The 25,653-nt window shown below is 40.7% G+C and carries 21 protein-coding genes and 1 pseudogene; 17 read left to right on the top strand and 5 right to left on the bottom strand.

The window, feature by feature from the left end; translation table 11 throughout:
- The first annotated feature begins 68 nt into the window (after positions 1–68).
- The 11 genes from ODU39_RS04190 to ODU39_RS04140 all read left to right on the top strand — a co-directional run bounded on the left by ODU39_RS04190 (position 69) and on the right by ODU39_RS04140 (position 11,407).
- The gene (locus tag ODU39_RS04190; protein WP_105202492.1) at positions 69–1,232 is read left to right on the top strand and encodes a class I SAM-dependent rRNA methyltransferase; all 1,164 of its coding nucleotides are present in this window, start codon (positions 69–71) and stop codon (positions 1,230–1,232) included.
- Positions 1,229–1,903 (top strand): type I 3-dehydroquinate dehydratase, encoded by a 675-nt coding sequence (gene aroD, locus ODU39_RS04185; RefSeq protein WP_105256760.1) that lies wholly within the window; start codon positions 1,229–1,231, stop codon positions 1,901–1,903. Before ODU39_RS04190 ends, aroD begins: the two co-directional genes overlap by 4 nt.
- A 3-nt stretch (positions 1,904–1,906) precedes the next feature.
- Positions 1,907–3,073 carry a chorismate synthase gene (aroC, locus tag ODU39_RS04180; RefSeq protein ID WP_398579959.1) on the top strand — a complete coding sequence of 389 codons (1,167 nt, stop codon included), beginning with the start codon at positions 1,907–1,909 and terminating at the stop codon, positions 3,071–3,073.
- A 7-nt stretch (positions 3,074–3,080) separates the two neighbouring features.
- Positions 3,081–4,184 (top strand): prephenate dehydrogenase, encoded by a 1,104-nt coding sequence (locus ODU39_RS04175; protein WP_398579958.1) that lies wholly within the window; start codon positions 3,081–3,083, stop codon positions 4,182–4,184.
- A gap of 9 nt (positions 4,185–4,193) precedes the next feature.
- The gene (locus tag ODU39_RS04170) at positions 4,194–4,532 is read left to right on the top strand and encodes a YlbF/YmcA family competence regulator (protein ID WP_024401417.1); all 339 of its coding nucleotides are present in this window, start codon (positions 4,194–4,196) and stop codon (positions 4,530–4,532) included.
- A gap of 262 nt (positions 4,533–4,794) precedes the next feature.
- Positions 4,795–5,940 (top strand): N-acetylglucosamine-6-phosphate deacetylase, encoded by a 1,146-nt coding sequence (gene nagA / locus ODU39_RS04165; protein ID WP_398579957.1) that lies wholly within the window; start codon positions 4,795–4,797, stop codon positions 5,938–5,940.
- Between the two features lie 23 nt (positions 5,941–5,963).
- Positions 5,964–6,965: a tagatose-bisphosphate aldolase gene (gene lacD, locus ODU39_RS04160; protein ID WP_105256764.1), complete on the top strand. Its 1,002-nt coding sequence runs from the start codon at positions 5,964–5,966 to the stop codon at positions 6,963–6,965.
- Positions 6,966–7,691: 726 nt separating this feature from the next.
- Positions 7,692–8,651 (top strand): ABC transporter substrate-binding protein, encoded by a 960-nt coding sequence (locus ODU39_RS04155; RefSeq protein WP_024400040.1) that lies wholly within the window; start codon positions 7,692–7,694, stop codon positions 8,649–8,651.
- 23 nt (positions 8,652–8,674) lie between these two features.
- Positions 8,675–9,649 carry an ABC transporter substrate-binding protein gene (locus ODU39_RS04150; RefSeq protein WP_398579956.1) on the top strand — a complete coding sequence of 325 codons (975 nt, stop codon included), beginning with the start codon at positions 8,675–8,677 and terminating at the stop codon, positions 9,647–9,649.
- Between the two features lie 54 nt (positions 9,650–9,703).
- Positions 9,704–10,597, top strand: coding sequence for an ABC transporter permease (locus ODU39_RS04145; protein WP_002940642.1), 894 nt, complete (start codon positions 9,704–9,706; stop codon positions 10,595–10,597).
- A gap of 9 nt (positions 10,598–10,606) precedes the next feature.
- Positions 10,607–11,407, top strand: coding sequence for an ATP-binding cassette domain-containing protein (locus ODU39_RS04140; RefSeq protein ID WP_172030249.1), 801 nt, complete (start codon positions 10,607–10,609; stop codon positions 11,405–11,407).
- 421 nt (positions 11,408–11,828) lie between these two features.
- On the opposite strand, the gene aroB is transcribed toward ODU39_RS04140, so the two are convergent.
- The 5 genes from aroB to ODU39_RS04115 form a co-directional block, all read right to left on the bottom strand.
- On the bottom strand, positions 11,829–12,896 hold the full coding sequence (gene aroB, locus ODU39_RS04135) for a 3-dehydroquinate synthase (RefSeq protein ID WP_398579955.1): 1,068 nt from the start codon (positions 12,894–12,896) through the stop codon (positions 11,829–11,831).
- Between the two features lie 12 nt (positions 12,897–12,908).
- A complete protein-coding gene (locus ODU39_RS04130; protein WP_105139223.1) occupies positions 12,909–13,778 on the bottom strand; it encodes a shikimate dehydrogenase in 870 nt (289 codons plus the stop codon).
- 45 nt (positions 13,779–13,823) lie between these two features.
- Entirely contained in the window at positions 13,824–14,849 is a 1,026-nt protein-coding gene (locus tag ODU39_RS04125; protein ID WP_105248545.1) for a 3-deoxy-7-phosphoheptulonate synthase, read from the bottom strand.
- 9 nt (positions 14,850–14,858) lie between these two features.
- Positions 14,859–15,896, bottom strand: coding sequence for a 3-deoxy-7-phosphoheptulonate synthase (locus ODU39_RS04120; protein WP_398579954.1), 1,038 nt, complete (start codon positions 15,894–15,896; stop codon positions 14,859–14,861).
- 299 nt (positions 15,897–16,195) lie between these two features.
- Positions 16,196–16,789 carry a DUF1361 domain-containing protein gene (locus ODU39_RS04115; RefSeq protein WP_002938116.1) on the bottom strand — a complete coding sequence of 198 codons (594 nt, stop codon included), beginning with the start codon at positions 16,787–16,789 and terminating at the stop codon, positions 16,196–16,198.
- A 153-nt stretch (positions 16,790–16,942) separates the two neighbouring features.
- On the opposite strand from ODU39_RS04115, the gene metG reads away from it, so the two are divergent.
- The 6 genes and pseudogenes from metG to pepF all read left to right on the top strand — a co-directional run bounded on the left by metG (position 16,943) and on the right by pepF (position 25,653).
- Positions 16,943–18,946 (top strand): methionine--tRNA ligase, encoded by a 2,004-nt coding sequence (metG, locus tag ODU39_RS04110; RefSeq protein ID WP_398579953.1) that lies wholly within the window; start codon positions 16,943–16,945, stop codon positions 18,944–18,946.
- Between the two features lie 69 nt (positions 18,947–19,015).
- On the top strand, positions 19,016–21,256 hold the full coding sequence (locus ODU39_RS04105) for an ATP/GTP-binding protein (RefSeq protein WP_398579952.1): 2,241 nt from the start codon (positions 19,016–19,018) through the stop codon (positions 21,254–21,256).
- 75 nt (positions 21,257–21,331) lie between these two features.
- The gene (locus tag ODU39_RS04100) at positions 21,332–22,501 is read left to right on the top strand and encodes a hypothetical protein (protein ID WP_172030243.1); all 1,170 of its coding nucleotides are present in this window, start codon (positions 21,332–21,334) and stop codon (positions 22,499–22,501) included.
- A gap of 4 nt (positions 22,502–22,505) precedes the next feature.
- Positions 22,506–22,616, top strand: a pseudogene (locus ODU39_RS04095) (hypothetical protein); the annotation flags it as partial.
- 63 nt (positions 22,617–22,679) lie between these two features.
- Positions 22,680–23,621, top strand: a complete 942-nt coding sequence (locus ODU39_RS04090; protein ID WP_105153179.1) for a competence protein CoiA — start codon at positions 22,680–22,682, stop codon at positions 23,619–23,621.
- 229 nt (positions 23,622–23,850) lie between these two features.
- On the top strand, positions 23,851–25,653 hold the full coding sequence (gene pepF / locus ODU39_RS04085; protein ID WP_398579951.1) for an oligoendopeptidase F: 1,803 nt from the start codon (positions 23,851–23,853) through the stop codon (positions 25,651–25,653).

The following is a 25,653-nucleotide window of genomic DNA, read 5'->3' as shown; positions in this document are numbered from 1 at the left end:
ATTTTAAAATAAGCCTCAAAGTTTAGAGTTTTTTTGGCATATATGAAGAAACATGTTATAATAATTCTATGAAAATAAAGGTAAACCGTATTGCAGAACAGAAAATAAACAGAGGGATTCAACTCTTGGATAGCGCTGATTTTTCAGGTTTTTCATTTGATGAAGACAGGCTGGCTGTTTTGTATTCAGAGTCTGGAACCTATTTAGGTCAGGCTTATTTGTCCAAACAGAATAAGGGGATAGGCTGGCTGTTTAGTAGAAGCAGCCAAGAGTTGACCACGGATTTTTTTGTTAAATTATTCGTGGATGCTAAACAGAAGCGCCAACATTTTTATCAATCTGAGATGACGAATGCGTTTCGTTTATTTAATCAAGATGGAGATAATTTTGGTGGAATGACGGTTGACTTGTATGATGAATATGCCGTTTTTTCATGGTATAATACCTTTATTTATTCTGTCAAAGAGATGATTGTTGCTGCCTTCCAACGGGTATTCCCAGAAGTAAGAGGAGCTTATGAAAAGATTCGTTTTAAAGGTTTGACCTTCGAGTCTGCTCATCTTTATGGAGAAGAAGCCCCTGAATATTTCACTGTGTTGGAAAATGGAGTTCACTATCAGGTTTTTATGAATGATGGTCTGATGACGGGCATCTTTTTGGATCAGCATGAGGTACGTGGTTCCTTGGTGGATGGTCTGGCAGCAGGCAAGTCACTTTTGAACATGTTTTCGTACACGGCAGCATTTTCTATTGCTGCTGCTATGGGCGGAGCAGGGGAAACGACTTCTGTTGACTTAGCCAAACGCTCACGTGAACTTTCTAAAGCTCATTTTAAGGTTAATAGTTTAGACTTAGATAATCATCACTTTGTAGTAATGGATGTATTTGAATATTTCAAATATGCCAAACGTAAAGGCTTGACCTATGATGTGATTGTCTTGGATCCGCCAAGCTTTGCACGAAATAAGAAACAAACCTTTTCAGTAGCCAAGGATTATCACAAGCTGATTTCTCAATCTTTGGAAATACTAAATACAGGTGGAACTATTATTGCTTCGACCAACGCTGCAAATGTTTCTGTTGAAAAATTTAAGCGGCAGATTGAAAAAGGGTTTAGTGTTAGAAAACATCGCTATGAGGCAACTTATCGTTTGCCAGCCGATTTTGTAATCAATAAAAATGATGAAAGTAGTAATTACCTAAAGGTCTTTACGATACAGGTAGATAAATGAAAATAGTAGTTCCTATTATGCCTAGAAATCTGGAAGAGGTAGAGGCCATTGATGTAGAACGTCTAGCAGAGGCAGATATTGTTGAATGGCGAGCAGACTATCTTCCGAAAGATGATATTTTAAGAGTAGCACCTGCTATATTTGAAAAATGTAGTGGTAAGGAAGTAGTTTTCACCATTCGGACAACACGTGAAGGCGGTCACTTGGATTTGGACGATCAAGAATATGTCAATGTAATCAAAGAAGTAGCAGCGCTTTATCAGCCAGATTATATTGATTTTGAATATTATTCTTATAAGTCGGTTTTTGAGCAGATGTTGGATTTTCCTAACCTTGTGTTGAGTTATCATAATTTTGAGGAAACACCGTCTAATTATATGGAAATCATGTCTGAACTGACTAGCCTATCACCAGCTGTTGTTAAAATGGCTGTAATGGCTAAAACAGAGCAGGATGTCCTAGATGTTATGAATTATACTCGTGGTTTTAAATCACTGAACACTGAGCAGATATTTGCGACGATCGCCATGGGTGAACTAGGGAAGTTAACACGTATTGCAGGTGTGATTACAGGCTCCTGCTGGACTTTTGCCAGCTTAGATGAAACATCTGCACCAGGACAAATGTCTTTAAGCAACACTCGTAAGTTTCTGGAAATTTTGGAGAAATAAGTTATGCGTTATTTAACAGCTGGTGAGTCTCATGGACCACGTCTAACAGCCATTATTGAGGGAGTTCCAGCGGGTCTTCCTTTAACAGCCGAGGATATTAATGAAGAGTTAAAACGGCGCCAAGGTGGATACGGTCGTGGTAGTCGTATGCAGATTGAAACAGATTGCGTAGAGATTACAGCTGGTGTTCGTCACGGTAAGACAACCGGTGCCCCGATTACATTGAATGTGACCAACAAAGACCATCAAAAATGGTTGGATATTATGGCAGTTGAGGACATCGAAGAGAAGCTCAAAAGTAAGCGTCGTATCAAACATCCACGACCAGGGCATGCTGACCTAGTTGGTGGTATGAAATATCGCTTTGATGATTTGCGTAATTCCTTGGAGCGTTCTAGTGCGCGTGAGACAACTATGCGTGTGGCTGTTGGTGCGGTTGCCAAACGGATTTTGGCTGAGTTGGATATTGAAATTGCCAACCATGTAGTCGTTTTCGGAGGGAAGGAAATTGATGTCCCAGATGGTTTAAGCGTAGCAGAAATCAAAGAGCGTGCAGCCCAGTCAGAAGTATCCATTGTCAACCAAGAGCGTGAAGAAGAAATCAAAGCCTATATTGATCAAATCAAGCGAGATGGAGATACTATTGGCGGAGTGATTGAGACTGTTGTTGGAGGAGTTCCAGCTGGCTTGGGGTCATATGTGCAATGGGATAAAAAGTTAGATGCAAAATTAGCGCAGGCTGTTGTTTCAATCAATGCTTTTAAGGGAGTAGAATTTGGAGTAGGCTTCCAAGCTGGCTATCTCAAAGGGAGCCAAGTTATGGACGAAATTCTCTGGTCCCAAGAAAAAGGATATACACGCCGAACCAATAATCTAGGTGGTTTCGAAGGTGGTATGACCAATGGCGAAGCTCTGATTATTCGTGGTGTTATGAAACCAATTCCGACCCTCTATAAGCCATTGATGTCGGTTGACATTGATACTCATGAGCCTTATAAAGCTACTGTGGAGCGTTCAGATCCAACGGCTCTCCCAGCAGCTGGCGTAGTCATGGAATCAGTCGTAGCTACAACTCTAGCGACAGAAATCCTAGAGAAGTTCTCTTCCGATAATATGGAGGAATTGAAAGCTGCAGTAGCCAGTCATCGTGACTATGTTAAAAATTTCTAAGTAATTAATGAAAAAAACGATTTTAATTGTAGGTCTAGGGTTGATTGGAAGTTCGCTTGCGCTCTGTATTCGCAAAGATCATCCTGACTATCACCTCATTGGCTTTGATCCTAACGAACAATCATGCCAAATTGCCTTGGGCAAGGGGATGGTTGATGAGGTATCAACGGAATTGGAGGATGTAGCAAAGCAGGCTGATGTGATTCTTCTTTGTGTTCCAATTCAAGTTTCTTTGCGCTTGATTGAAGAATTTAGCACCCTTGAATTGAAGGATACGGTCTTGATTACAGATGCAGGTTCAACGAAGTCTGCAATTGTGGCTGCTGCAGAGGAACATTTGGCGCCAAGACAAATTAATTTTATCGGTGGCCACCCTATGGCAGGTAGTCATAAATCTGGTGCCAGTGCAGCAGATCCCTATCTATTTGAGAATGCTTACTACATTATGACACCGTGTCAGGCTACCACGCAGGATGCGGTTCCCCGATTGACAGATTTGTTATCTGGAACGGGGGCACGTTTTGTTCAGATTGATGCAGCAGAACATGACCGTGTGACCAGTCAAATTTCACATTTTCCCCACGTATTGGCTTCTAGTTTGATGCATCAAGCTGGGGAGTTTGCGCAAGAACATCCTTTTACGAATAATTTTGCAGCTGGAGGATTTAGAGATATGACACGGATTGCGGAAAGTGAGCCGAGCATGTGGACTAGCATTTTGCTGACCAATGCAGATTCTATTCTAAATCGAATCGAAGAATTTCAAGAACGTCTTTCAGAAATTTCAGATGTGCTCAGATCTGGCAATCAAGAAGCAATTTGGGACTTTTTTGATAAGGGACGTCAAACTCGTAAAGCCATGGAAATTCACAAGCGTGCAGGTGTTGATTCTTTCTACGATTTATTCCTTAGTGTTCCTGATGAGGAAGATACGATTTTGAAGGTTTTGGAAGTCTTACGGGGGATTTCCATTGTCAATATTCGTATCAATGAAGAGAACCGTGAAGATATACACGGTATTTTACAAATTACGTTTAAAAACAAGGGAAATTTGGAAGACGCTGCGAAACGTTTAAGAGAGCAGACGACTTACAAAATTCATTTAGATTAGGAGAAAATTATGTCAACAAATATCTATGATATAGCAAATGAATTGGAACGTGCAATCCGTAACCTGCCTGAATATAAGGCGGTGGAAGCCGTTAAGGTCTCAGTTGAGGGGGATTCAGAAGCCAAAGAAATATTGGAAAGTTATATTTCTTTCCAAAAAGAAATCCAATCTAAATTGCAGGCTGGTGAAATTCCTACTGAAGCTGACCAAAAGAAAATGTTGGATTTCAACAAGAAAGTTCAGGGAAATCCACTTTTGACGGAATATTTCAGCAAGCAACAACAGTTGGGAACTTATGTAGCTGATTTGGAACGTATCATCTTCAAGCCTCTCAACGAATTGTTGTAATATATTTATATTTGATAGGAGGCAGGGTATTAGGTCATGGATTGACGCTTAGTATACACTGCTTACGTAGAGTTCTTATCTCCAAGTACAGATTCAGAAACGGTACTTTGGGGAGTGAGAACTTTTTTTCTACCTTCTCACAGCATCCATTTCTTATAAAGTTATGGTAATTACTTGACATTTTCTAATAGAAGTTCTACAATATATTTAGTATATGGTTATAACCAGTTTGATGAGTATATATATCAATAAAGGAGATAGTATGACAGTATTTATAAAAGCAAAATCTATTATTTTACCAGAGAGTGAGGTCGAATCAGCCTATTTGGAAATTACTGACAAGGGTCAGTTTGGACGGATTGTGACTGAAAAGCCTGAAGGGGAAATTGTTGATTATTCGGACTTTCATTTAGCACCAGGGCTAGTTGATACACATATCCACGGCTACGCTTCTCACGATGTTATGGACAATGATTTTGAAGGGATCAAGGTAATTTCAGAAGGCCTCTTGTCTTGTGGGGTAACCTCTTGGCTTCCAACGACCTTAACAGATACGACTGAAAATTTAGATGCAGTTTGTGAAACGATTGGGACTTATGCAGGGCAGGAAACAGGCGCCAAGATTCAAGGTATTTTCTTAGAAGGTCCCTTCTTTACAGAAAAATACAAGGGAGCACAAAATCCTAAGTACATGAGCGATCCATCCATTGAAAAGTTGGACAACTGGCACAGCTTATCTAAAGGTTTAGTCAATAAAATTGCTATTGCTCCAGAACGTGAAGGCGTCAAAGAATTCATCGAGTTTGCTAACAGCAAGGCAATTCATACTGCCTTGGCTCACAGCGATGCGATCTATGCGCAAGCGGAAGCGGCAGTAGAAGCTGGTGCCAATATCTTCGTCCATGTTTACAATGGGATGAGTGGGCTTCATCACCGTGAACCAGGTATGGTCGGTGCTGCTTTGAATTTAAAAAATGTCTATGCGGAAATGATTTGTGATGGGCACCATGTTCATCCAGCTGCGGCAGAAATCGTGGTCAAAGCACGTGGAGCAGAGGAAACTGTTTTGATTACGGACTGTATGCGAGCTGGCGGTATGGGTGAAGGGGAGTCCCGCCTCGGTGAATTTGAAGTTGTTGTAAAAGATGGAACTGCTCGTTTAAAAGAAAGTGGTAGTTTGGCAGGTTCTATCTTAGAATTGATCGAAGCAGTGCAGAATGTTGTGAAATGGGGCTTGGTGTCCCTACCTGATGCCCTTCGTATGGCTTCTCTGGCACCAGCTCGCTCTGTCAATATTGACCATATTTGTGGTCGGATTGCAGAAGGACGAGCTGCAGACTTTATCGTCGTAGATGATGCAGGACGCTTACAAGCGACCTATCTAGATGGCGTGAAACGATTTGGTTAATAAAATTCCTTAGGAGGAAACTAATGACAAAATTACAACTTTCTCAGGCTAAATTCAATCACATGACCCGCTTGTCAAACAGCAGTCAGGTGATTGCGGCCTTGGCGATTGACCAACGGGGGGCTTTGAAACGCTTGCTTGCTGCTGCAGCAGGTGGTGGCGAATTTGGAGATGACATTTTGATTGATTTCAAGAAAGTCATTTCAAGCGATTTGACCCCTTATGCAAGCTCTATCCTCTTGGATGCTGAGTATGGTGTTCCAGCTTCAGAATTACGTCATGCAGATTGTGGCTTCATTGCTGCTTATGAAAAAACAGGTTACGATGCGTCCACACCGGGTCGTTTGCCAGACCTTTTGCCAAACTGGTCTGCCAAACGCATCAAGGAATTGGGTGCAGATGCCGTAAAAATCTTGCTTTACTATGATGTAGATGACAAGCCAGAAATCAACGACATTAAGCATGCCTGGGTAGAACGTATTGGTAGTGAGTGTATCGCAGAAGATATTCCTTACTTTGTCGAAATCTTGACTTACGATGCCAGCGATATGGATGTGACTTCTCGTGAATACGCAGCCCTCAAACCACACAAGGTTAATGGAGCCATGCGTGAATTTAGCAAGTCACGTTATAATGCCGACGTGCTCAAGGTTGAAGTGCCTGTCAATATGAACTTTGTAGAAGGCTACACAGATGAAGAGCCAGTCTATACAGTTGAGGAAGCCAAGGCCTTCTTCAAGGAACAAACAGACAGTACTCACTTGCCATTCATTTATTTGAGTGCAGGTGTGTCTGCCAAACTCTTCCAAGAAACACTTGTCTTTGCCAAAGAAGCAGGTTCAAGCTTTAATGGTGTCCTTTGTGGTCGGGCGACTTGGAAGGATGCAGTAGCCATCTTTGCAAGCGAGGGTGAAGAAGCAACCAAAGCTTGGTTGGCAGATCAAGGTCGTCGCAACGTAGAAGAACTCAACGAGGTTCTAGCAACTACAGCATGTCCTTGGACTGAAAAAGTTGAAGTTAAATAATTGTTTTAGTAGGGTCTGGGCTTAGGTTCAGACTTTTTTGTGACATCAAATATAGTCATTTATACCCTTCGAAAATCAAAATCAGTCGTTGTTGACCCGATTTTGCACTCCGCTCTTATATCTCCCGCCTTGAACAGTCTATTTACTGTGCAAGCAATCCCAGAAACAAGAAAGCATTGAGTTATAGCTGCGGCTGTTGACGCGAACCTTGTTCCCTTTATTTCCAACCCCTAACTATTTAGGAAATAGTTGGAGCAAGTACTAAAAGTAAACAAAAAGGCTATATAAACATGTTGACTGATCGTTTTATAGCTAATAATATAGGGGGTTATTTTTAGAAAAATTCGAAAAAACTTGAAAAATCTGAAAATTTACGCAATTTCCTATTGACAAATAATTTGAAAACAGTTATGATAGTTACAAATAAATGAGAAAGGGAAACAGAGATGTTACAAATGTGTCAAAATCATTCAGCTAATCATACTTATTTCTACGGCTATTTTAGATAGTGTTTGTAGACATGGTAAACATGGATGCAAACACGGGAACGTAAAGTTTGTATCTATGTGGCTGTAGCTATTTTGACATGTGCCCATAGATGATACATCTAAATGGCACGGATAATTCATTCTGTTTTCCTATACAGATGAAATATAAGGACCGTTTAGAGTGTAGTCTAAGCGGTCCTTTCTTGTTTGCAATTATATTTATAAAAGGAGAATAATCATGGGATTTAAAAAAATTATACTTAGTTCAGTAGCACTTTTGTCAGCAGTAACGCTTGCTGCATGCAGTTCCAATTCGTCAGATTCAAGTTCAGTCAATGTTGGTATTATTCAATATGCTGAACATGAAGCATTGACCTCAGCTCGTGAAGGTTTTGTAGAGGCACTCGAAGAAGCAGGCTACAAGGAAGGTGAAAATCTGACGATTGATTTGCAAAATGCCCAAGGTGATCAAGCAAACTTACAGACAATGGTTGAGAAATTGGCAGGGAAAAATGATCTTAACTTTGCCATCGCAACACCGGCAGCCCAAGCCATGCTTAATGCAGATAGTGAAACATCAAGTGTATTCACAGCTGTCACAGATCCAGTTGAAGCAGGTTTGGTTGAATCATTGGAAAAACCAGGTGGGACCATGACAGGATCGACTGATGCAACTGATGTGGAAGGGCAAATTGAGATGTTGCTCAAAGTTGTACCAACTGCGAAGACTGTCGGTATTTTCTACAATTCTAGCGAGGTAAACTCAGAAGTTCAAGCTGAGCAGGCTAAAAAAGCACTCGAAGCAAAAGGTGTAAAGGTAGAAGTGACAACAGTTACGACGACAAACGATGTTCAGCAAGCTATTACTTCACTTGCAGGAAAAGTCGATGCTATCTATCTTCCAACTGATAACACAGTTGCCTCTACAGCTTCAACAATCGGTGATATTTTAAAAGAAGCAAAAGTTCCAGCTATGGGAAGTGACGCAGCAGTTATTGACGCAGCTCTATTTACCTACGGTGTCGACTACCATGCTATCGGTGTTCAAGCTGGTGAATTGGCTGTGAAGATTTTGAAGGGTGAAAAGCCAGCTGATTTAGCAGTTGAAAAACCAAATACAGCGGCTATTACCGTCAATGAAGAAATGGCTAAAGCTGTTGGTATTGATGCAGCGACTATAAAAGCATTAGAAGAGTAAAATATTTAGGAGAAGAAACGTTTATGTATTATAAGCTAGTAAAAAAATTGGCAACTATTTCAGTAGCAAGTATGGGTTTGCTAACACTTGCAGCTTGTTCCTCATCATCAGAACAAGCTTCCTCAGATGTGGTCAAAGTTGGAGTTCTCCAATATATGGAGCATGAATCATTGACAGCTGCCCGTGAGGGTTTTGTGGCGGAATTAGAAGCAAATGGCTATAAAGAGGGTGAAAAATTGGTTTTGGATTATCAAAATGCCCAAGGGGATCAAGCTAACCTTCAAACCATTTCAGAACAATTAATCGATGGAAATGATATTGTCTTGGCAATCGCTACGCCGTCTGCCCAGAGTTTAGCGACTGTGTCTACTGAAACGCCAATTGTCTTTACTGCGGTTACAGATCCCTTGTCAGCTGACTTGGTAGAATCCATTGAAAAATCAGGTGGACTGTTGACAGGTACTTCTGATCAAGCTCCAATTGACAAACAGGTTGAGTTGCTAGGACAAGCTGTTCCTGATGCTAAGACAGTTGGTATTTTGTACACTACTAGCGAACGTAATTCAGAAGTTCAGGTAGAGCAAGCTAAGGAATTGCTAGAAAAAGCAGGTTATAAGGTAGTGGTAAAAGGAATCACTTCGACTAATGAAGTACAAGATGCGACAACAAGTTTGATGAAGGATGTAGATGCTCTCTTTATTCCAACAGACAATACTGTCGCTTCAACCATGACCATGATCGGTGAATTATCTGTGGAGCATAAGGTTCCAGTAATCGGTGGTTCAACGGACATGGTAGATGAAGGTGGGCTTTTGACTTACGGTACCAACTATGAAGCTTTAGGTCGTCAAACTGCAAAAATGGCTATTAAGATTATCGAAGGAGCCAATGTGTCAGAAACAGCAGTAGAATACCCAGAGACCGTCAGTCTTCACGTTAATGAAGAAATGGCTCAGAAATTAGGTATCGATACTTCTAAGCTTGCTGTATCTGAATAAGATCGGTATGATAGAACCTAGTATTGACTACGAATTTAGAAAAAGGAGAAAATCGTGGATATTATTTTATCAAGTATCTCGCAAGGCTTGCTTTGGTCAGTTATGGCGATTGGTGTTTACTTGACGTTTCGTATTTTAGATATTGCTGATATGACAGCTGAGGGGTCTTATCCGCTTGGAGCTGCTGTTTGTGCGACAGGGATTGTGAACGGAGTGAATCCCTTGCTGGCAACCTTTATGGCTATGGTAGCTGGTATGGGTGCAGGATTGATTTCTGGTTTACTTCATACAAAACTAAAAATTCCAGCCCTTTTGACCGGTATTGTAACCTTGACAGGTCTCTACTCCATCAACTTGAAAATTTTGGGTAAAGCCAACGTAGCCCTGCTCAAACAAGAAACACTGGTGACCCAATTGCAGGATTTTGGTTTGACAAAAACAAATGCTGTTTTGGTCATTGGTCTGGTCTTTGTACTAGCAGTTGTAGGCCTATTGACGCTCTTACTCAATACACAAATTGGTCTAGCTATTCGTTCAACAGGGGATAACATTCCAATGAGTGAGGCCAATGGTATCAATGTAGACAATATGAAAATCTACGGCTATATGTTGTCGAATGGTCTAATTGCCCTTTGTGGAGCTCTTCTTACTCAGAATAATGGCTATGCAGATCTCAATTCAGGTACTGGTACCATTGTTATCGGTCTAGCATCTGTCATTATTGCAGAAGTTATCTTGCGTAACTTACGCCTGGGTTGGAGACTCCTATCGGTTGTTCTCGGTGCAGTTGTTTACCGTTTGATTATCTTAGCGATTTTGGAAATTCCAGGTATGGATGCAGACCTTGTTAAACTCTTCTCAGCTATCCTTCTGGCAACCGTTCTCTATGTGCCAGAATTGCAGAAGAAATTGAATATTCGTCGTCCAAAATTGAATGGAAATGCTTAGGAGGAAGTCATGTCTACAATTTTATCAATTCAAAATATTCATAAAACCTTCGAAGCTGGAACAGTTAATGAGAACCATGTCCTTCGTGGGTTGAACTTAGATGTAAAAGAGGGTGATTTTATCTCCATTATCGGTGGTAATGGTGCTGGTAAATCAACTTTCATGAACTCACTTGCAGGTGCCTTGACGGTTGATTCGGGTGATATTTTGCTTGAAAGTAAATCCATTAAGCATGTCTCAGCTGCCAAACGTTCTAAGGACATCAGCCGTGTCTTCCAAGATCCTAAGATGGGAACAGCTTCCCGCTTGACCATTGAAGAAAACATGGCTATTGCCTATCGTCGTGGATTGTCACGTGGTCTTGGCTGGGGTGTGAAGGATAGTGAACGTGCTATTTTTAAGAAAGCCTTGAAAGAGCTTGGTCTGGGACTAGAAAACCGTATGAAGGTTGACACGCAGTTCCTTTCAGGTGGTCAACGTCAGGCTCTGACCTTGATGATGGCTTCGCTGGTTAAACCAAAGGTTCTGCTCTTGGACGAGCACACTGCAGCCCTTGATCCCAAAACTAGCGATATGGTCATGGAATTGACTAAGAAGATTGTCGAGAGCCACCAGTTGACAGCTCTGATGATTACGCATAATATGGAAAACGCCATTGAATATGGTAATCGTTTGGTCATGTTGCACCGTGGTCAGATTGTTGTTGATGTAGAAGGAGAAGAGAAGAAGAACTTGACCGTTCAAAACTTGATGGACCTTTTCTACAAAAATAGTGGTGAAAAGCTAACTGACGATGAGATGATTTTATAAAAAAATAAGACTACTGATGATTTTGAATCAGTAGTCATTTTTCTTATCTCGTCATTTAGTTGACTTTTATTACTTCGACGTAAGAGGAAACTCCGTTTCTTTATTTCCAACTTCAAACACTCCATTGGATTGTTTGAACTCGTCTTGCCTGCTTTTGCAAAAGCGACGTGCTCCGCAAGTTTTATTTCCCACCTTGCACAGTCCATTGACTGTGCAAGCAATCTGGGGGATACGAATAGTCCAGTGGACTATTCGTACCTGAGCCTGAAAACAAAAAAGCGAAGTACATCAGCTGGTCGCCTAGAAACAAGAAAGCATTGAGTTATGCCTGCAGCTATTGATGCGAACCTTGTTCGCTCTATCTCCAACCTCCAACTATCTACCAGATAGTTGGGGCGAGTACTAAAAGCAAACTAAAAGACTATACTTGTAGAAATTCTAGCATTTCTTCCATTGGAATTTGATGGATGGCTGCCTGTCCCAATTGAGGGACGATGATGAGTTTGATGGTCTTGCCTCGTGCTTTTTTATCGTGAGTTAGGGCGGCGTATAATTCATCTACATTCCAAGGCTGGTGTGTAGTCGGCAAGCCGAATTTTTCACACATGGCGATAATTTTTTCTGTCAGACCAGCTGGCATCAGTCCTTTTTTCTCAGCTGCGCGTGAGATTTGTACCATACCGATGGCAACAGCTTCACCGTGCATGACCTGGCCGTAGCCAGCGGTCGCTTCAATAGCATGTCCAATCGTGTGACCGAAGTTGAGGTAGAGTCTGACACCGTTGTCTAATTCATCTTCGACAACAACCTTGCGTTTGACTTCACAGGAGTGGTAGACGATATAGTCAGCATGCTCCAGAATGCTCTCGACAGAGCCGTCTAATTGGTCTAGGGTTTCCCAGAGCTCCACATCATCTATTAAGCCATATTTGACAACCTCGCCCATTCCTTCAATCAATTCTCGTTTGCCGAGTGTTTTGAGGGTATCAGGGTCGATGAGAACGCCGTCTGGTTGGCAGAAGGTCCCCACCATATTTTTAGCAAATGGGGTGTTCACGCCAGTTTTTCCCCCGATAGAAGAATCAACTTGGGCAGTTAGGCTGGTTGGGATTTGTAGGAAATGGATACCACGCATATAGGTAGAAGCGACAAAACCTGCCAAATCGCCAACGACTCCTCCGCCGAGAGCAATGATTCCATCACTTCGTGTCATACCATTTTTTACGAGAAATTCGTAGGCCTGATTGACGGTATCAAGATTTTTTGAGGCTTCACCTTCTGGAAATTCAAAAACAATGGTTTCAAAACCAGCTTGTTCTAAGCTTGACTGGACTGTTTCACGGTAGAGTGAGCCAACGTGGTCATCTGTAATAATGGCGATTTTCTGAGGTTTCCAAAGTTCTTTGACCCATGTACCTGTCTGTGCTAAACTTCCTCTTTGGATAAGGATGTCGTAGGGAGTGTTGGGAAGATTGACGGTCAGTTTCATCAGATTTCCTCTCTATTTGATGTCGTATTTCTGGACTAATTGGTCCCAAATCAAGTCAGTCGGCATTTCTTTTCCAGTCCAGGTTTGGAATGCTTCAGCCGCTTGGAAAAGGAGCATGCCCAAACCATTGATAGTTGGGTTGCCTTGTGACTGGGCAAGCTTCATTAAAGGTGTTTCGAATGGTTGATAGATCACATCCGCAACCAAAAGATTTTCAGGAAAGCGAATGGTAGAAGGAACAGGTTGAGAATACCCATCCATGCCTACACTAGTTCCGTTGACTAGTAAGTCGGAGTTGGTAATACGTTCCTGTAGTAATTGGCTATCTTTGAGCGCTAGGACCTGCATAGGAACTCCAGTTGCTTGAGCAATAGGTGTAAGACTCGCCTGTGTTCTTTCCAAGCTTTGTTGACGGCAGAAAATGGTAATTTCCTTTGCACCATCCAATGCAGCCTGAGCTATGATAGCAGTAGAAGCACCACCACCACCTAGAATGGTCAGTCGCTTGTTGCGTACTTGGAATCCTCTTAGTTTTTCTAAACTTTTGAAGAATCCAATGCCATCGGTATTATGACCGATTAGTAAGCCGTTCTGATGAATGACAGTATTGACAGCGCCAATCAGGCGTGCAGAGGCTGTTAAATCATCTAGATAAGGAATGACAGCTTGTTTATAGGGCATGGAAAGATTGATGCCAAACATATCGTAGCGTTTGATATTTTCAAGAGTAGCAGCCAAATCCTCTTCTGGAATTTCCAAAGCGACATAGACACCGTTTACACCTGTTTCCTTAAAAGCCAGATTATGAATGAAGGGGGAAATGGAGTGTTTGATTGGCTTTGCAACAACGGCAGCAAGACGAGTGTAACCATCAATGTTCATAGCTTACCTCCAAATTATTTATCCTATAAAAAATTAAGGAAAGAATTAGACAGTTTGATGAATTTCACGAATTAGAGCTTCCGTTTTTTCCCAACCTAAGCAAGGATCGGTAATGGATTTGCCGAACACCTCAGGGCTATCTTGACGGCCGTCTTCCAAGTAGGATTCAATCATGAAACCACGAACATATTTGCGAATAGCTTCATTCCAATCACGGTTGATGAGGGTTTGACGGACGATACGGATTTGTTCCAGGTAATTTTTACCAGAATTGTCGTGGTTGGTATCAATTACGATAAATGGATTTTTAAGACCAAATTGTTCATACTGTTTGATGGTTTTCAAGAGAATATCATAGTAGTAGTTTGGTTCATAACCGCCCTTTTCAGTATTGGCACCGCGAAGGATAGCATGAGCTAGAGGGTTGCCATCTGTATCAACTTCTGCATCGCGGTAAATAAAGTTCTGTTTGTTTTGTGCGGCGTAGATACCATTGAACATAACGGTCAAATTACCAGAAGTCGGGTTTTTCATACCAGTTGGCATATCGACACCTGATGCAACAAATCTGTGTTCTTGGTCTTCAACCGAACGTGCTCCGATAGCATGGTAGGACACCAAGTCTTCCACAAGAGGGTAGTTGGCAGAGTAGAGCATTTCATCAGCAGTTGTGAGTCCGGTCTCAGTAATGACACGGTAATGCAAATTACGAACGGCTGCAATTCCGTTAATGAGGTCTGGTAATTTAGAAGTATCTGGCTGATGAACCAGTCCTTTATAGCCTTCCCCATTGGTACGTGGTTTAGCTGTGTAAACCCGCATGACCATGAAGATTTTATCTTTGACTTCCTCTTGAAGCTTAGAGAGACGACGTGCATACTCTAGAACGGACTCTTCATTATCTGATGAGCAAGGGCCGATAACCAAGAGCAGACGGTCATCTTCACCTCGGATAATTCTTTTCAGTTCTTCATCGCGCTGATTTTTTGCAACTAGAAATTCTCCTTCTAGCTTGGAAAGTTCCTTTACTTTATCGATGTCTAAACTGGTGCTACGTTTGTGAATTCCCATAATATCTTCCTATCTGTTGTAAATTTCTCGGATGAGTTCTTGTGTTTTTTCCCAGCCTAAGCAAGGGTCTGTGATGGATTTTCCATAGACATCTGGATTGTCTTGGCGACCGTCTTCAATGTAGGATTCAATCATAAATCCGCGAACGTAGTTACGAATGGATTCGTTCCAGTCACGGTTGATTAAGGTTTGACGGACGATACGGATTTGTTCCAAATAATTTTTCCCAGAATTGTCATGGTTGGTATCGATAATAATAAATGGATTTTTCAAGCCAAATTGGTCATAGAGCTCAATGGTTTCTAGAAGATTGTCATAGTAATAGTTTGGTAGGCATTTACCATTTTCATTGACTGCACCACGAAGAATAACGTGAGCAAGTGGATTGCCAGATGTTTCAACTTCAGTATTGTTGAAGAGGAAGGATTGCTTCTTCTGAGCAGCAAAAAGACCGTTGAACATGACTTTGAGGTTACCAGATGTTGGATTTTTCAAGCCTGTTGGAACATCGATGCCTGACGCTACAAAGCGGTGCTGCTGATTTTCAACCGAACGAGCTCCGATAGCGATGTAGGAAACCAAGTCATCAACCAAAGGTAGGTTTTCAGGGTAGAGCATCTCGTCAGCAGTAGTTAAACCTGTTTCCGTAATGACACGATAGTGGAGGTTACGAACTGCTTTGATTCCGTTGATGAGGCTTGGTGCAGCATCTGTATCTGGTTGGTGTATGAGTCCTTTATAACCATCACCATTGGTACGTGGCTTGGCAGTATAGACGCGCATGACCATGAAAATTTTATCTTTGACTTCTTCTTGGAGCTTGGCCAAGCGGTGAGCATAATCTAAGACAGCCTCTTCATTGTCAGATGAACATGGTCCAATCACTAGGAGAAGACGATCATCTTCGCCTTTTAAGATGGCTTCAAGTTCACGGTCACGAGCTTGTTTTTTAGCAAGTGTTTCAGGAGAAAGTTTAGAATGCTCTCGGACTTGATTGATGTCAATTTTTTCGCTGATTGGTGTAAACAATAGATCTCCCTCTTTCATTTATAGATTCCTCAATTATACCATTATTTTTAAGAATTTAAAATCAATATCTATGATTTTATGTAAAATTTACAGTAAATTCTGAATATTTTATATAAAGGAAATTTAAGAAATTTTGCTTACAATAGGTTAACGATTTTTGCCTCATACACTTTGGATAAAAATGTAATGGAGAGAAACGGAGAAGATATAAATTTATCAAAAAAGTTTGTTTATGTCCTTGAAAAATCTTCCCAAAAGGAACGATAGTCCTTGAGTGTGGGAAGATGATTGAAGATAATGGCTATGAGATAAAAATCTTATTCATTTATTGAAAAGACAAGAACCATAATTTGGATAAAGGTGAAGCCGAGGATAAAGGGGAGGGCATCCCACGAAATAACAGCAAGCATTTCATCAATAACGACAGTTGGTCTGGTAAAGATGTCCCATGAATTCAGTCTTGCATATCGTCCGATATGAATGGCAAAGCTGGATAGTAGGGAAAGACCACTAATCATAAACAGTTTTAGCCAGTAGGATTTGATAGAAAAAGCAGAGAAAATAAGTCGTACACTTTCAACGCCAGCCATGACCCCAAAGAAAATACTTGGGACATAAAGCATAAATAGAATCATGCTTTCTCGTTGCCATAGTACTGTGTTGGCAAAGTGCATATGGACGATGTCTGTCACCATGTAAAAAGTATTGGGGTAGAAAAAGAGCCAGAGGAGACCTGCTATCACTTTGAGGATATGGGACTTTGTATGATTGGTAAGGATTGCAAAATCAAGTGCTACCAATGCCAAGAACATATTCCATGTCAAGTCAGGTGCCGTGACACCGTACCGTTTTAGTCCGACTGCTATGATGAGGAAAAAGAGATGAGTAAGAATATTTTTCTTTGTAAACATAGATGACCTCTTTCTGTTTGAGTTGTATCATAGTATAGCATAGATAGAGGAAGAATTGTAGTTAGAACCATTTTGTGATTTAGCTGAAAATATGATAAAATAGGATGTTGTCAATAACAGGGTTTCATTTGCTCTGATTTGAAAGGAAAAAACATGACAAAAACACCGTTTTACATTACCACACCGATTTATTATCCGTCTGGCAAGCTCCACATCGGATCGGCCTACACGACCATTGCCTGCGATGTCTTGGCCCGCTACAAGCGGCTCATGGGCCACGAGGTTTTCTATCTGACAGGGCTTGATGAGCACGGGCAGAAGATTGAGGAGAAGGCAAAAGAGGCTGGTCTGACACCGCAAGCCTACGTTGACGGCATGGCGGTTGGGGTCAAGGAGCTCTGGAACTTGCTGGATATCTCTTACGACAAGTTCATCCGCACGACCGACGATTACCACGAGGAAGTGGTGGCGGCTGTTTTTGAAAAATTGCTGTCGCAGGACGACATTTACTTGGGAGAGTATTCTGGTTGGTACTCCGTATCGGACGAGGAATTCTTCACCGAGAGCCAATTAGAAGAGGTCTTCCGAGATGAAAACGGCAAGGTAACAGGCGGTATCGCTCCGAGCGGTCACGAAGTTGCCTGGGTATCAGAAGAGTCTTACTTCCTCCGCCTCAGCAAGTATCAGGATAAATTGGTCGAGTTCTTCAATGCTCATCCAGACTTTATCCAGCCAGACGGCCGCCTCAATGAAATCATGAAAAACTTCATCGAGCCAGGATTGGAAGATTTGGCAGTATCGCGTACTTCGTTTACATGGGGGGTACCTGTTCCGTCAAATCCTAAACACGTTGTCTACGTATGGATTGATGCCCTGCTCAACTATGCGACGGCCTTGGGCTATGGTCAGGAAAATACGGCCAACTACGACAAGTTCTGGAATGGAACAGTTTACCACATGGTTGGGAAGGACATTCTTCGATTCCACTCGATTTACTGGCCAATCATGCTCATGATGTTGGATATGAAGTTGCCAGACCGCTTGGTTGCTCATGGCTGGTTTGTCATGAAAGACGGCAAGATGTCCAAGTCTAAGGGCAATGTGGTCTATCCAGAAATGTTGGTCGAGCGTTTTGGCTTGGATCCACTTCGTTACTACCTCATGCGTAGTCTGCCAGTCGGATCTGACGGAACCTTTACACCAGAAGACTATGTTAGTCGTATCAACTACGAACTGGCCAACGACCTTGGAAACTTGCTCAACCGCACGGTTGCGATGATTAACAAGTATTTCGGTGGTCAAGTGCCAACTTTCGTTGCCAATGTGACGGATTTTGATGCGGACTTGGCGGCAGTAGTAGCTGACAACTTGGCAAGCTACCACAAGTATATGGAAGCTGTTGACTATCCACGTGCCTTGGAAGCTGTTTGGAATATCATCTCCCGTACCAACAAGTACATCGATGAAACAGCACCGTGGGTCTTGGCAAAGGAAGAAGCCGACCGTGACAAGTTGGCAGCGGTTATGGCCCACTTGACAGCAGGTCTTCGTGTGGTGGCGCACCTCATTCAACCATTTATGATGACTACGTCTAATGCCATTATGGAACAGCTTGGTTTGGGAACAAATTTTGACCTTGAAAACCTTGACTTTGCAGGTCTTCCAGCTGGTTTGACAGTGGTCGCAAAAGGTACGCCTATCTTCCCACGTCTGGATATGGAAGAGGAAATCGCCTATATCCAAGCCCAAATGGGTGGCAGCTCTGCTATTTCCCAAGAGGAAGAAAAAGAGTGGAACCCAGCTGAAGTGGAGCTCAAAAACGAGAAAGCCGCGATCAAGTTCGAGGACTTCGACAAGGTGGAAATCCGTGTGGCCGAAGTTAAGGAAGTGGCCAAGGTAGAGGGCTCTGACAAGCTGCTCAAGTTCCGTCTGGACGCAGGTGACGGTCAAGACCGCCAAATCCTGTCAGGTATCGCCAAGTACTATCCAAATGAGCAAGAGTTGGTCGGAAAGAAAGTCCAAATCGTTGCCAACCTCAAGCCACGTAAGATGATGGGTTTGCTCAGCCAGGGCATGATCCTCTCAGCCGAACATGGTGACAATTTAACACTCTTAACAGTCGATCCCTCAGTGTCAAACGGCAGTCAGATTGGGTAAGAAAGAACATTGAAAATGTACACCCTAACCAAGCGGTTGGGGTGTTTTTTTGCTAGAAAGAAGGCATTTATGGAATCAATACATGAAGTAATTCTAAATATTAATAAGGAATTTCCAGAAATTGGCTGGGGAGTTGCTGGAAGTATATCAGGAAAAAGTGTAGAGATAGGTCGTGAAATAACTTTACAAAGATGGAGGAAAGGGGATGCAAAATACTTTTGGATAACCTATTTTTCTGATAGCTCTGAAGTTGTAGAAAAATGTAAGAAAGCAAAGAATTATTTAGTGATCATTGATGTTGATATAAAAGAAATAGAAGAGTCTCCAGCACAAACTTTGAGTATTGCGGTTGGAAAAAAAGGGAAACTTTCTGAAATTATTACTCGAATAGATAATGGAGAGCTGGCGTTTTCTATAAAACAAGATTTCTTTACTTGTTACTTTATAAAGTTTGATGAAAAGGATTATCTGGAAAAGGTCAATAATATTCTTAGGTTTAAAAATTTAAAGGAATTTAGAGATAGTCTTTCCATTACATTTAGTGACTGGAATGACTATGGCTACTATACTGTATTGTATGTTAATATTTGGAAGGAGAAATTCTGGCTACGAGTAAATCCGAGAAGCCAAGAGATGATAGATTATTTGAAAGGCACCGGAAAAAAACCTATGCTGGATGATGGAACCGATTTGTGTTCGCTTGGAGGTGTAGAATACTACGAATTTTTAAAAAAATATCTTCCATATAGTGTACGCCAGCAATGGTTTTCGATTACTAAAGACCTAGCATTTAATAGGAAAAATCTGGACAAAGCTTCTCGAAAGTATGAAGATTTTGCAGATCCGTATGCCGCGGATTTTAAGATGGAACCACCTTATGGTAAATCTCATAATTTTTTCAATAATTCATTTATGAGAACTACGTCAGTAAAGGAAATCAAAGATATTTTTCGTCCTTTGGCAGTTGCTGGGTATGGTGAAGAAAGTGTTGCTGAGGATAAAGAGATGCAAGAAGGACCCAAAAAATCAGTTGATGAAAATATTGTATCAATCGATTATGATTTTGGAGATGAGAAAGTGGGCTTGTCGTTTGTAAAAAACAGGAGTTCAGATCTCTCTACAGAGGTTTATGCTATTATAGGTGGCAACGGAAGTGGTAAGTCCTTTAGGATAAATGAAATAATAAAAAGGCATATGGAAGGGGATAATAATTTTTCAAGTATAATCCACTTTTCTTTAAGTCCGTTTGATAGTGTTATAGAATATCAAAAAAATGATAAAAAATATGAAGTGAGATCAATAGAAGAAGATGATGAAGGTGTACTTTATGAAAAAATAGGATTTGTATCGGTTGAAACACCTAGAATTAATCAGGTTATAAATAAATTACAAGGTCAACAATTGAAAAATATTATAGATTGGCTAAAAGATAAGTATAGCATAGATGATTCTACGGAAAAGTCGGTTAAAAAATTAACAATGAAGGACAGTTTTACGTTCTACATTCAAGATGTTTTATTGGATTTTATTGCTACCTCAGATAAGAAGTTTGAACTATGGCTTAATTGTTTAGAATTGTTTGCATTTGAACAGTGGGCAAGAGATATTATAGGCGCTTTCAGAGATAAAGAGTTTCAATTAAATGATTTTAAAAAACTTAGTGAGCTTAGTTCAGGACAGGCAACTATACTTTTGTACTTAACAAAGTTGGTGAGTAGTATAAATAGAGGATGTTTAGTAATTTTTGATGAACCTGAAACATTTATGCACCCACCGATGATAAAGGCATTCATTAGGGCGGTAGCAAAAATCTGCAAAGAAGAGAAGGCGTTTTGTTTAACTGCTACACATTCTCCAATTGTTCTCCAAGAAATCCCTCATAAGTGTATATATACATTGAATGCTGAACATGAACTACGGAATGTATCTTATAAGACGTTTGGTGAAAACCTTGATTCTTTATATAAAAATGTATATGGAGTTGAGTTGCAAATGACGGGATATAATAATATTTTAACAGAACGTCGAAATTTTCTAATTGATTCAATTAATAAAGTTGCTGATAAAGAAGTTGAAGAGAATAAGCTGAGCCAAGAAAGTGATTCTTTATTAAATACCCAAGCCTCTTCAATAAGCGATAGAGAGAAAAACGAAGAACATAGTATTGAACGTTTTCCTATCTTTTCAAATGCTTCAGACAAAAATTTACTGGGAGATGAGGCGTATTTAAAATATCTAATCATAGAGGAAGAGATAAAAACATACATAAACTCAAAGAATAATGATATACATCCTAAACAAGGAGAGTGATGACTTATCAAATTTGTAGATAAAGATGGATTGCCTAGTGTTCGAGAGATACTAGATACAATAGTTACTGAAAATGTGACAAAAGACTGGAAAAAGCAAATACGAGATGGACGAGAAAGTTGGATTAGCTACTTAGAGAAGTTGGATGAGGAGTACAGACAAAAGTCAACTCAATTACACTTGATTCAGACATACAATGAGCGATTACCTGTATGTGCTAATGAATCCAATTTAGAAGTGCTATATGGAACACTGCGAGAAAAATGCTTTGCAAAATTTCCAACTACTAATAATGTACATAGTAATTCAATATGTCCTATATGTGAAGGAACTTTTACAACTAAAGTAACATTAGAACATATTATCCCTAAAGGAAGTAAAGGGAAGTATCAGTTTGCAATACTGCCGATAAATTTAGTAAAATGCTGTGCAGAGTGTAATACAAATAAGCATAACAAAGCTTCAAAATCAGCAAGAGACAGAGAGGTCAATCCATATTTTGAAGAGGAGTTTAAGGGAAAGGTCGATATAGAGAATTACTTATTATTACGTTTTATGTATAATTCTGAGATGGAAACTTGGGAAATGAAATTAGTCCCACCTAGTGAGGATGAGAATGACTCTGATGATGTGGCGATGGTAAAAAATTTTATTAATATTTATAATATCATTCAGACTTATCAAAACAGAGTAAATATAGAATATAATAGAATGATTTCAGTTCTTTCTAAACAACTTATTTTGCCCTTGTCAAGAAATGTATTGGTTCAATATATCGAAAAGATGCGAAATGATTATTCTGAAAAATATAGTCTTGAAGAAGGGTGGATTGATCAAAATTATTTTGGAAAGCTAATTTGTGAAACATTAACTGATGCTTTTGAAAAGGATCGGATGTATATTGATCGATTTTATGATGTAATTAAACAAAGGCAGCTTAATATCAATTCTTTAGTTTTTGAGAAAAATAATTTTCTTGATCAATTGAAGCTTGGTCAAAATCAGTCAAGTCTTGAGGATTATCTTGAATGGATAGAAAAATTAATGCATGAATATTATGATGATTTTATACTGTATTTTAATCATTTGAAGAGAAATTTTGTAAATTATAAACTTCAAAAGCCAAATAATGAAGTAGTGTCAGATAAAATGTATGAAACTATTTTATCAATTTTTGATTTGTACTTTAGTGAAGCTCGGAGTTTTGATGGATTCAAGGAAAAGTGCCTAAGTATTTTAGTGTAAAAATAAGATGATGGGCTTGCTCAGCCAGGGCATGATCCTCTCAGCCGAACACGACGGCAATTTAACACTCTTAACAGTCGATCCATCAGTACCAAACGGCAGTCAGATTGGGTAAGAAAGTTCAAACACTCAGCACAGCTGGGTGTTTTTTTGCGAACTAATATAGAAAGGAGGTTTTATGTTAGTTGCACTTGATGAAGATGGACAAGTTTTTAATGTCTTGGAAAATCCTGCGCCGCAAGGTCGCTTTTGCTGTCCAGGTTGTGGAGGACTGGTCCGATACAAATCCGGAAAAGTTCTGCGTTCGCACTTTGCCCACGTAACCCTGCGGGATTGCACATACTTTTCCGAGAATGAGTCGGCCCAGCACCTGTCCCTTAAGTCTTGTCTGTACAGTTGGTTAATCAATGCCGAACAAGTTGAACTTGAAAAATGCCTGCCTAGTATAGGGCAGGTCGCTGATTTATTTGTCAATGATCGTTTAGCCTTGGAAGTCCAATGTTCCAGTCTGCCAATTTCTCGTTTGCAGGTGAGGACGCAAGCCTATTATGAAGCTGGTCTTCAGGTTCTCTGGCTGTTGGGAAAAGACCTATGGTTAAAAGAAAGATTAAGTAAATTACACAAGCAATTTCTCTCTTTTAGTATGAACATGGGGTTTCACCTCTGGGAATTGGATGACGAGAAAAAAGAATTGCGTCTTCGTTACCTTATTCATGAAGACTTACGAGGTAAGGTCCACTGTCTTACTAAAGTCTTTCCGTTTGGCGAGGGAAATTTATTGGAAATCTTGCGTCTGCCATTTGCCAAGCAAGCTTTATCGCATCTTACTTGCCCGTTAGATAGGGATTTGCCTCGCTACATTGCTCAACAGCTTTATTACAAATCCCCCAATTGGTTAGCCCTGCAGGCAGAGTCTTATAGCCGAGGGGAGAATTTGCTGACAAAGACGGCAGAAGAATGGTATCCCCACCTCCGTCTGCCCCGCTCTGCCATTGGCTTTGCCCAAATACAAACAGATTTAACCCTAGTTTATCAGGATTTTGACCAGTATTACGACAGTATTGAAGACAAGCAGAAACAGGTTCTATATCCACCAATAATTTATAGAAAACCAATGTAAATAGAGATAGCTGATGGAGGTGTATATATTGCTTTTGAAAATATGCTCAACATTTTATGTTAGGCATGCTACTGTTGGTGAAGGTTGTAGACTTTGTTATCCTAGTGGCGACTTGCGATAGCGAATACCAAAAACTATTTTCCAGTTGAAATAGTAACCTATAAGCCCTCACTTTCCGTTGGAAAGAGGGGATTTTTTATGTTAGAATAAAGGATACGGAGGATTAATTATGTCTAAACAACGTTACGAAATTGAAGAAAAATACCAGTGGGATTTAACCACTATTTTCCCAACGGATGAAGCTTGGGAAGCAGAACTTGCAGATTTACAAGCTGAAACTGAAAAAACAAAAGAATTTGCAGGTCACTTGCTCGACTCAGCGAAGAGCCTTTTGACAATCAGCGAAACGCAACTTGGTCTCATGCGTCGCATTGAAAAACTCTATGTCTATGCGTCTATGAAGAACGACCAAGATACTCGTGAAGGCAAATACCAGGAATTTCAAGCTAAAGCCATGGGCTTGTATTCGGTCTTTTCACAGGCTTTTGCCTTCTATGAGCCTGAATTTATGGCCATTACTGAAGAGCAGTTGGAAGCCTTTAAGGCAGAAGAGCCAGCTCTTGTTCAGTACAGCCACCAATTTGAAAAACTTTTAGCGGCTAAGGACCATGTCCTGTCACAAGAGGTGGAAGAAGTATTGGCAGCGACCAGCGAGATTTTTGAGTCACCAGCTGAAACCTTCTCAGTCTTGGACAATGCCAGTCTGCGTTTCCCAGAAATCGCAGATGAGGACGGTCGCTTGGTGCCGCTTTCACACGGAAACTACATCCACTTTATGGAGTCTAAAAACCGTGATGTCCGCCAAGAAGCCTATGAGGCCATGTACGGAACCTACGAGCAGTTCCAGCATACCTACGCTAAGACTCTACAGTCTAATGTCAAGGTCAATAACCTGAAAGCTCGTTTGCGGAAGTACGATTCAGCCCGTCACGCATCACTTGCAGCTAATTTCATTCCAGAATCCGTTTACGATACATTAGTGGCGGCAGTCAACAAGCACCTTCCGCTCCTGCATCGTTACATCAATTTGCGTAAGAAACTCCTGGGTATTGATGACTTGAAGATGTACGATATGTACACACCATTGTCAGATTTCAGTACCAAGATTTCTTATGAAGATGCACTCAAGAAATGCCAAGAAACCTTGGAAATTTTCGGTGAGGATTATTCGGCAATTGTAAAGGAAGCCTTTGAAAATCGCTGGATTGACGTCCATGTCAATGAAGGAAAACGCTCAGGAGCATACTCAGGAGGTGCCTACGACACCAACGCCTTCATGCTTCTCAACTGGCAGGATAACTTGGATAACATGTACACTCTTATCCATGAAACAGGCCACTCACTTCATTCTATGTTGACTCGTAAGACTCAACCTTATGTCTATGGACATTATTCCCTATTCTTGGCTGAAATTGCTTCAACAACCAACGAAAATCTCTTAACAGAAAAACTCTTGTCAGAAGTAGAAGATGACAAGGAACGCTTTGCTATTCTCAACCATTACCTAGATGGATTCCGTGGTACAGTCTTCCGCCAGACCCAATTTGCCGAGTTTGAACAAGCTATCTATAAGGCAGACCAGGAAGGTCAAGTCTTGACGGCTGATTTCCTCAATGAATTGTACGGTCAGACAAACGAGAAATACTACGGACTTTCTGCAGAAGAAAATCCAGAAATCCAGTTTGAGTGGGCTCGTATTCCACACTTCTATTACAATTTCTATGTCTATCAGTATGCGACAGGTTTCGCAGCAGCATCAGCTCTAGCAAACAAGATTGTCAATGGTAGTCCAGAAGACAAAGAAAACTATCTCAACTACTTGAAGGCTGGTAGCTCAGATTATTCTCTCAATGTCATTGCCAAAGCAGGTGTAGACATGACCAAAGAAGACTATCTTAATGATGCTTTCAAAGTTTTTGAAGCACGCCTAACTGAGTTAGAGGAGCTTGTTGAAAAAGGGGTACATCTCTAA

This window comes from Streptococcus sp. 2021WUSS126, assembly GCF_044427255.1.
Classification (GTDB): Bacteria; Bacillota; Bacilli; order Lactobacillales; family Streptococcaceae; genus Streptococcus; species Streptococcus hashimotonensis.
This window is presented reverse-complemented; position numbering and strand designations above follow the sequence as displayed.

What these genes read in the sequence shown, in the direction of transcription:
- ODU39_RS04190 (WP_105202492.1), top strand. Translation starts at nt 69, where the DNA reads ATGAAAATAAAGGTAAACCGTATTGCAGAACAGAAAATAAACAGAGGG.
- aroD (WP_105256760.1), top strand. Translation starts at nt 1,229, where the DNA reads ATGAAAATAGTAGTTCCTATTATGCCTAGAAATCTGGAAGAGGTAGAG.
- aroC (WP_398579959.1), top strand. Translation starts at nt 1,907, where the DNA reads ATGCGTTATTTAACAGCTGGTGAGTCTCATGGACCACGTCTAACAGCC.
- ODU39_RS04175 (WP_398579958.1), top strand. Translation starts at nt 3,081, where the DNA reads ATGAAAAAAACGATTTTAATTGTAGGTCTAGGGTTGATTGGAAGTTCG.
- ODU39_RS04170 (WP_024401417.1), top strand. Translation starts at nt 4,194, where the DNA reads ATGTCAACAAATATCTATGATATAGCAAATGAATTGGAACGTGCAATC.
- nagA (WP_398579957.1), top strand. Translation starts at nt 4,795, where the DNA reads ATGACAGTATTTATAAAAGCAAAATCTATTATTTTACCAGAGAGTGAG.
- lacD (WP_105256764.1), top strand. Translation starts at nt 5,964, where the DNA reads ATGACAAAATTACAACTTTCTCAGGCTAAATTCAATCACATGACCCGC.
- ODU39_RS04155 (WP_024400040.1), top strand. Translation starts at nt 7,692, where the DNA reads ATGGGATTTAAAAAAATTATACTTAGTTCAGTAGCACTTTTGTCAGCA.
- ODU39_RS04150 (WP_398579956.1), top strand. Translation starts at nt 8,675, where the DNA reads ATGTATTATAAGCTAGTAAAAAAATTGGCAACTATTTCAGTAGCAAGT.
- ODU39_RS04140 (WP_172030249.1), top strand. Translation starts at nt 10,607, where the DNA reads ATGTCTACAATTTTATCAATTCAAAATATTCATAAAACCTTCGAAGCT.
- aroB (WP_398579955.1), bottom strand. Translation starts at nt 12,896, where the DNA reads ATGAAACTGACCGTCAATCTTCCCAACACTCCCTACGACATCCTTATC.
- ODU39_RS04130 (WP_105139223.1), bottom strand. Translation starts at nt 13,778, where the DNA reads ATGAACATTGATGGTTACACTCGTCTTGCTGCCGTTGTTGCAAAGCCA.
- ODU39_RS04125 (WP_105248545.1), bottom strand. Translation starts at nt 14,849, where the DNA reads ATGGGAATTCACAAACGTAGCACCAGTTTAGACATCGATAAAGTAAAG.
- ODU39_RS04120 (WP_398579954.1), bottom strand. Translation starts at nt 15,896, where the DNA reads ATGAAAGAGGGAGATCTATTGTTTACACCAATCAGCGAAAAAATTGAC.
- ODU39_RS04115 (WP_002938116.1), bottom strand. Translation starts at nt 16,789, where the DNA reads ATGTTTACAAAGAAAAATATTCTTACTCATCTCTTTTTCCTCATCATA.
- metG (WP_398579953.1), top strand. Translation starts at nt 16,943, where the DNA reads ATGACAAAAACACCGTTTTACATTACCACACCGATTTATTATCCGTCT.
- ODU39_RS04105 (WP_398579952.1), top strand. Translation starts at nt 19,016, where the DNA reads ATGGAATCAATACATGAAGTAATTCTAAATATTAATAAGGAATTTCCA.
- ODU39_RS04090 (WP_105153179.1), top strand. Translation starts at nt 22,680, where the DNA reads ATGTTAGTTGCACTTGATGAAGATGGACAAGTTTTTAATGTCTTGGAA.
- pepF (WP_398579951.1), top strand. Translation starts at nt 23,851, where the DNA reads ATGTCTAAACAACGTTACGAAATTGAAGAAAAATACCAGTGGGATTTA.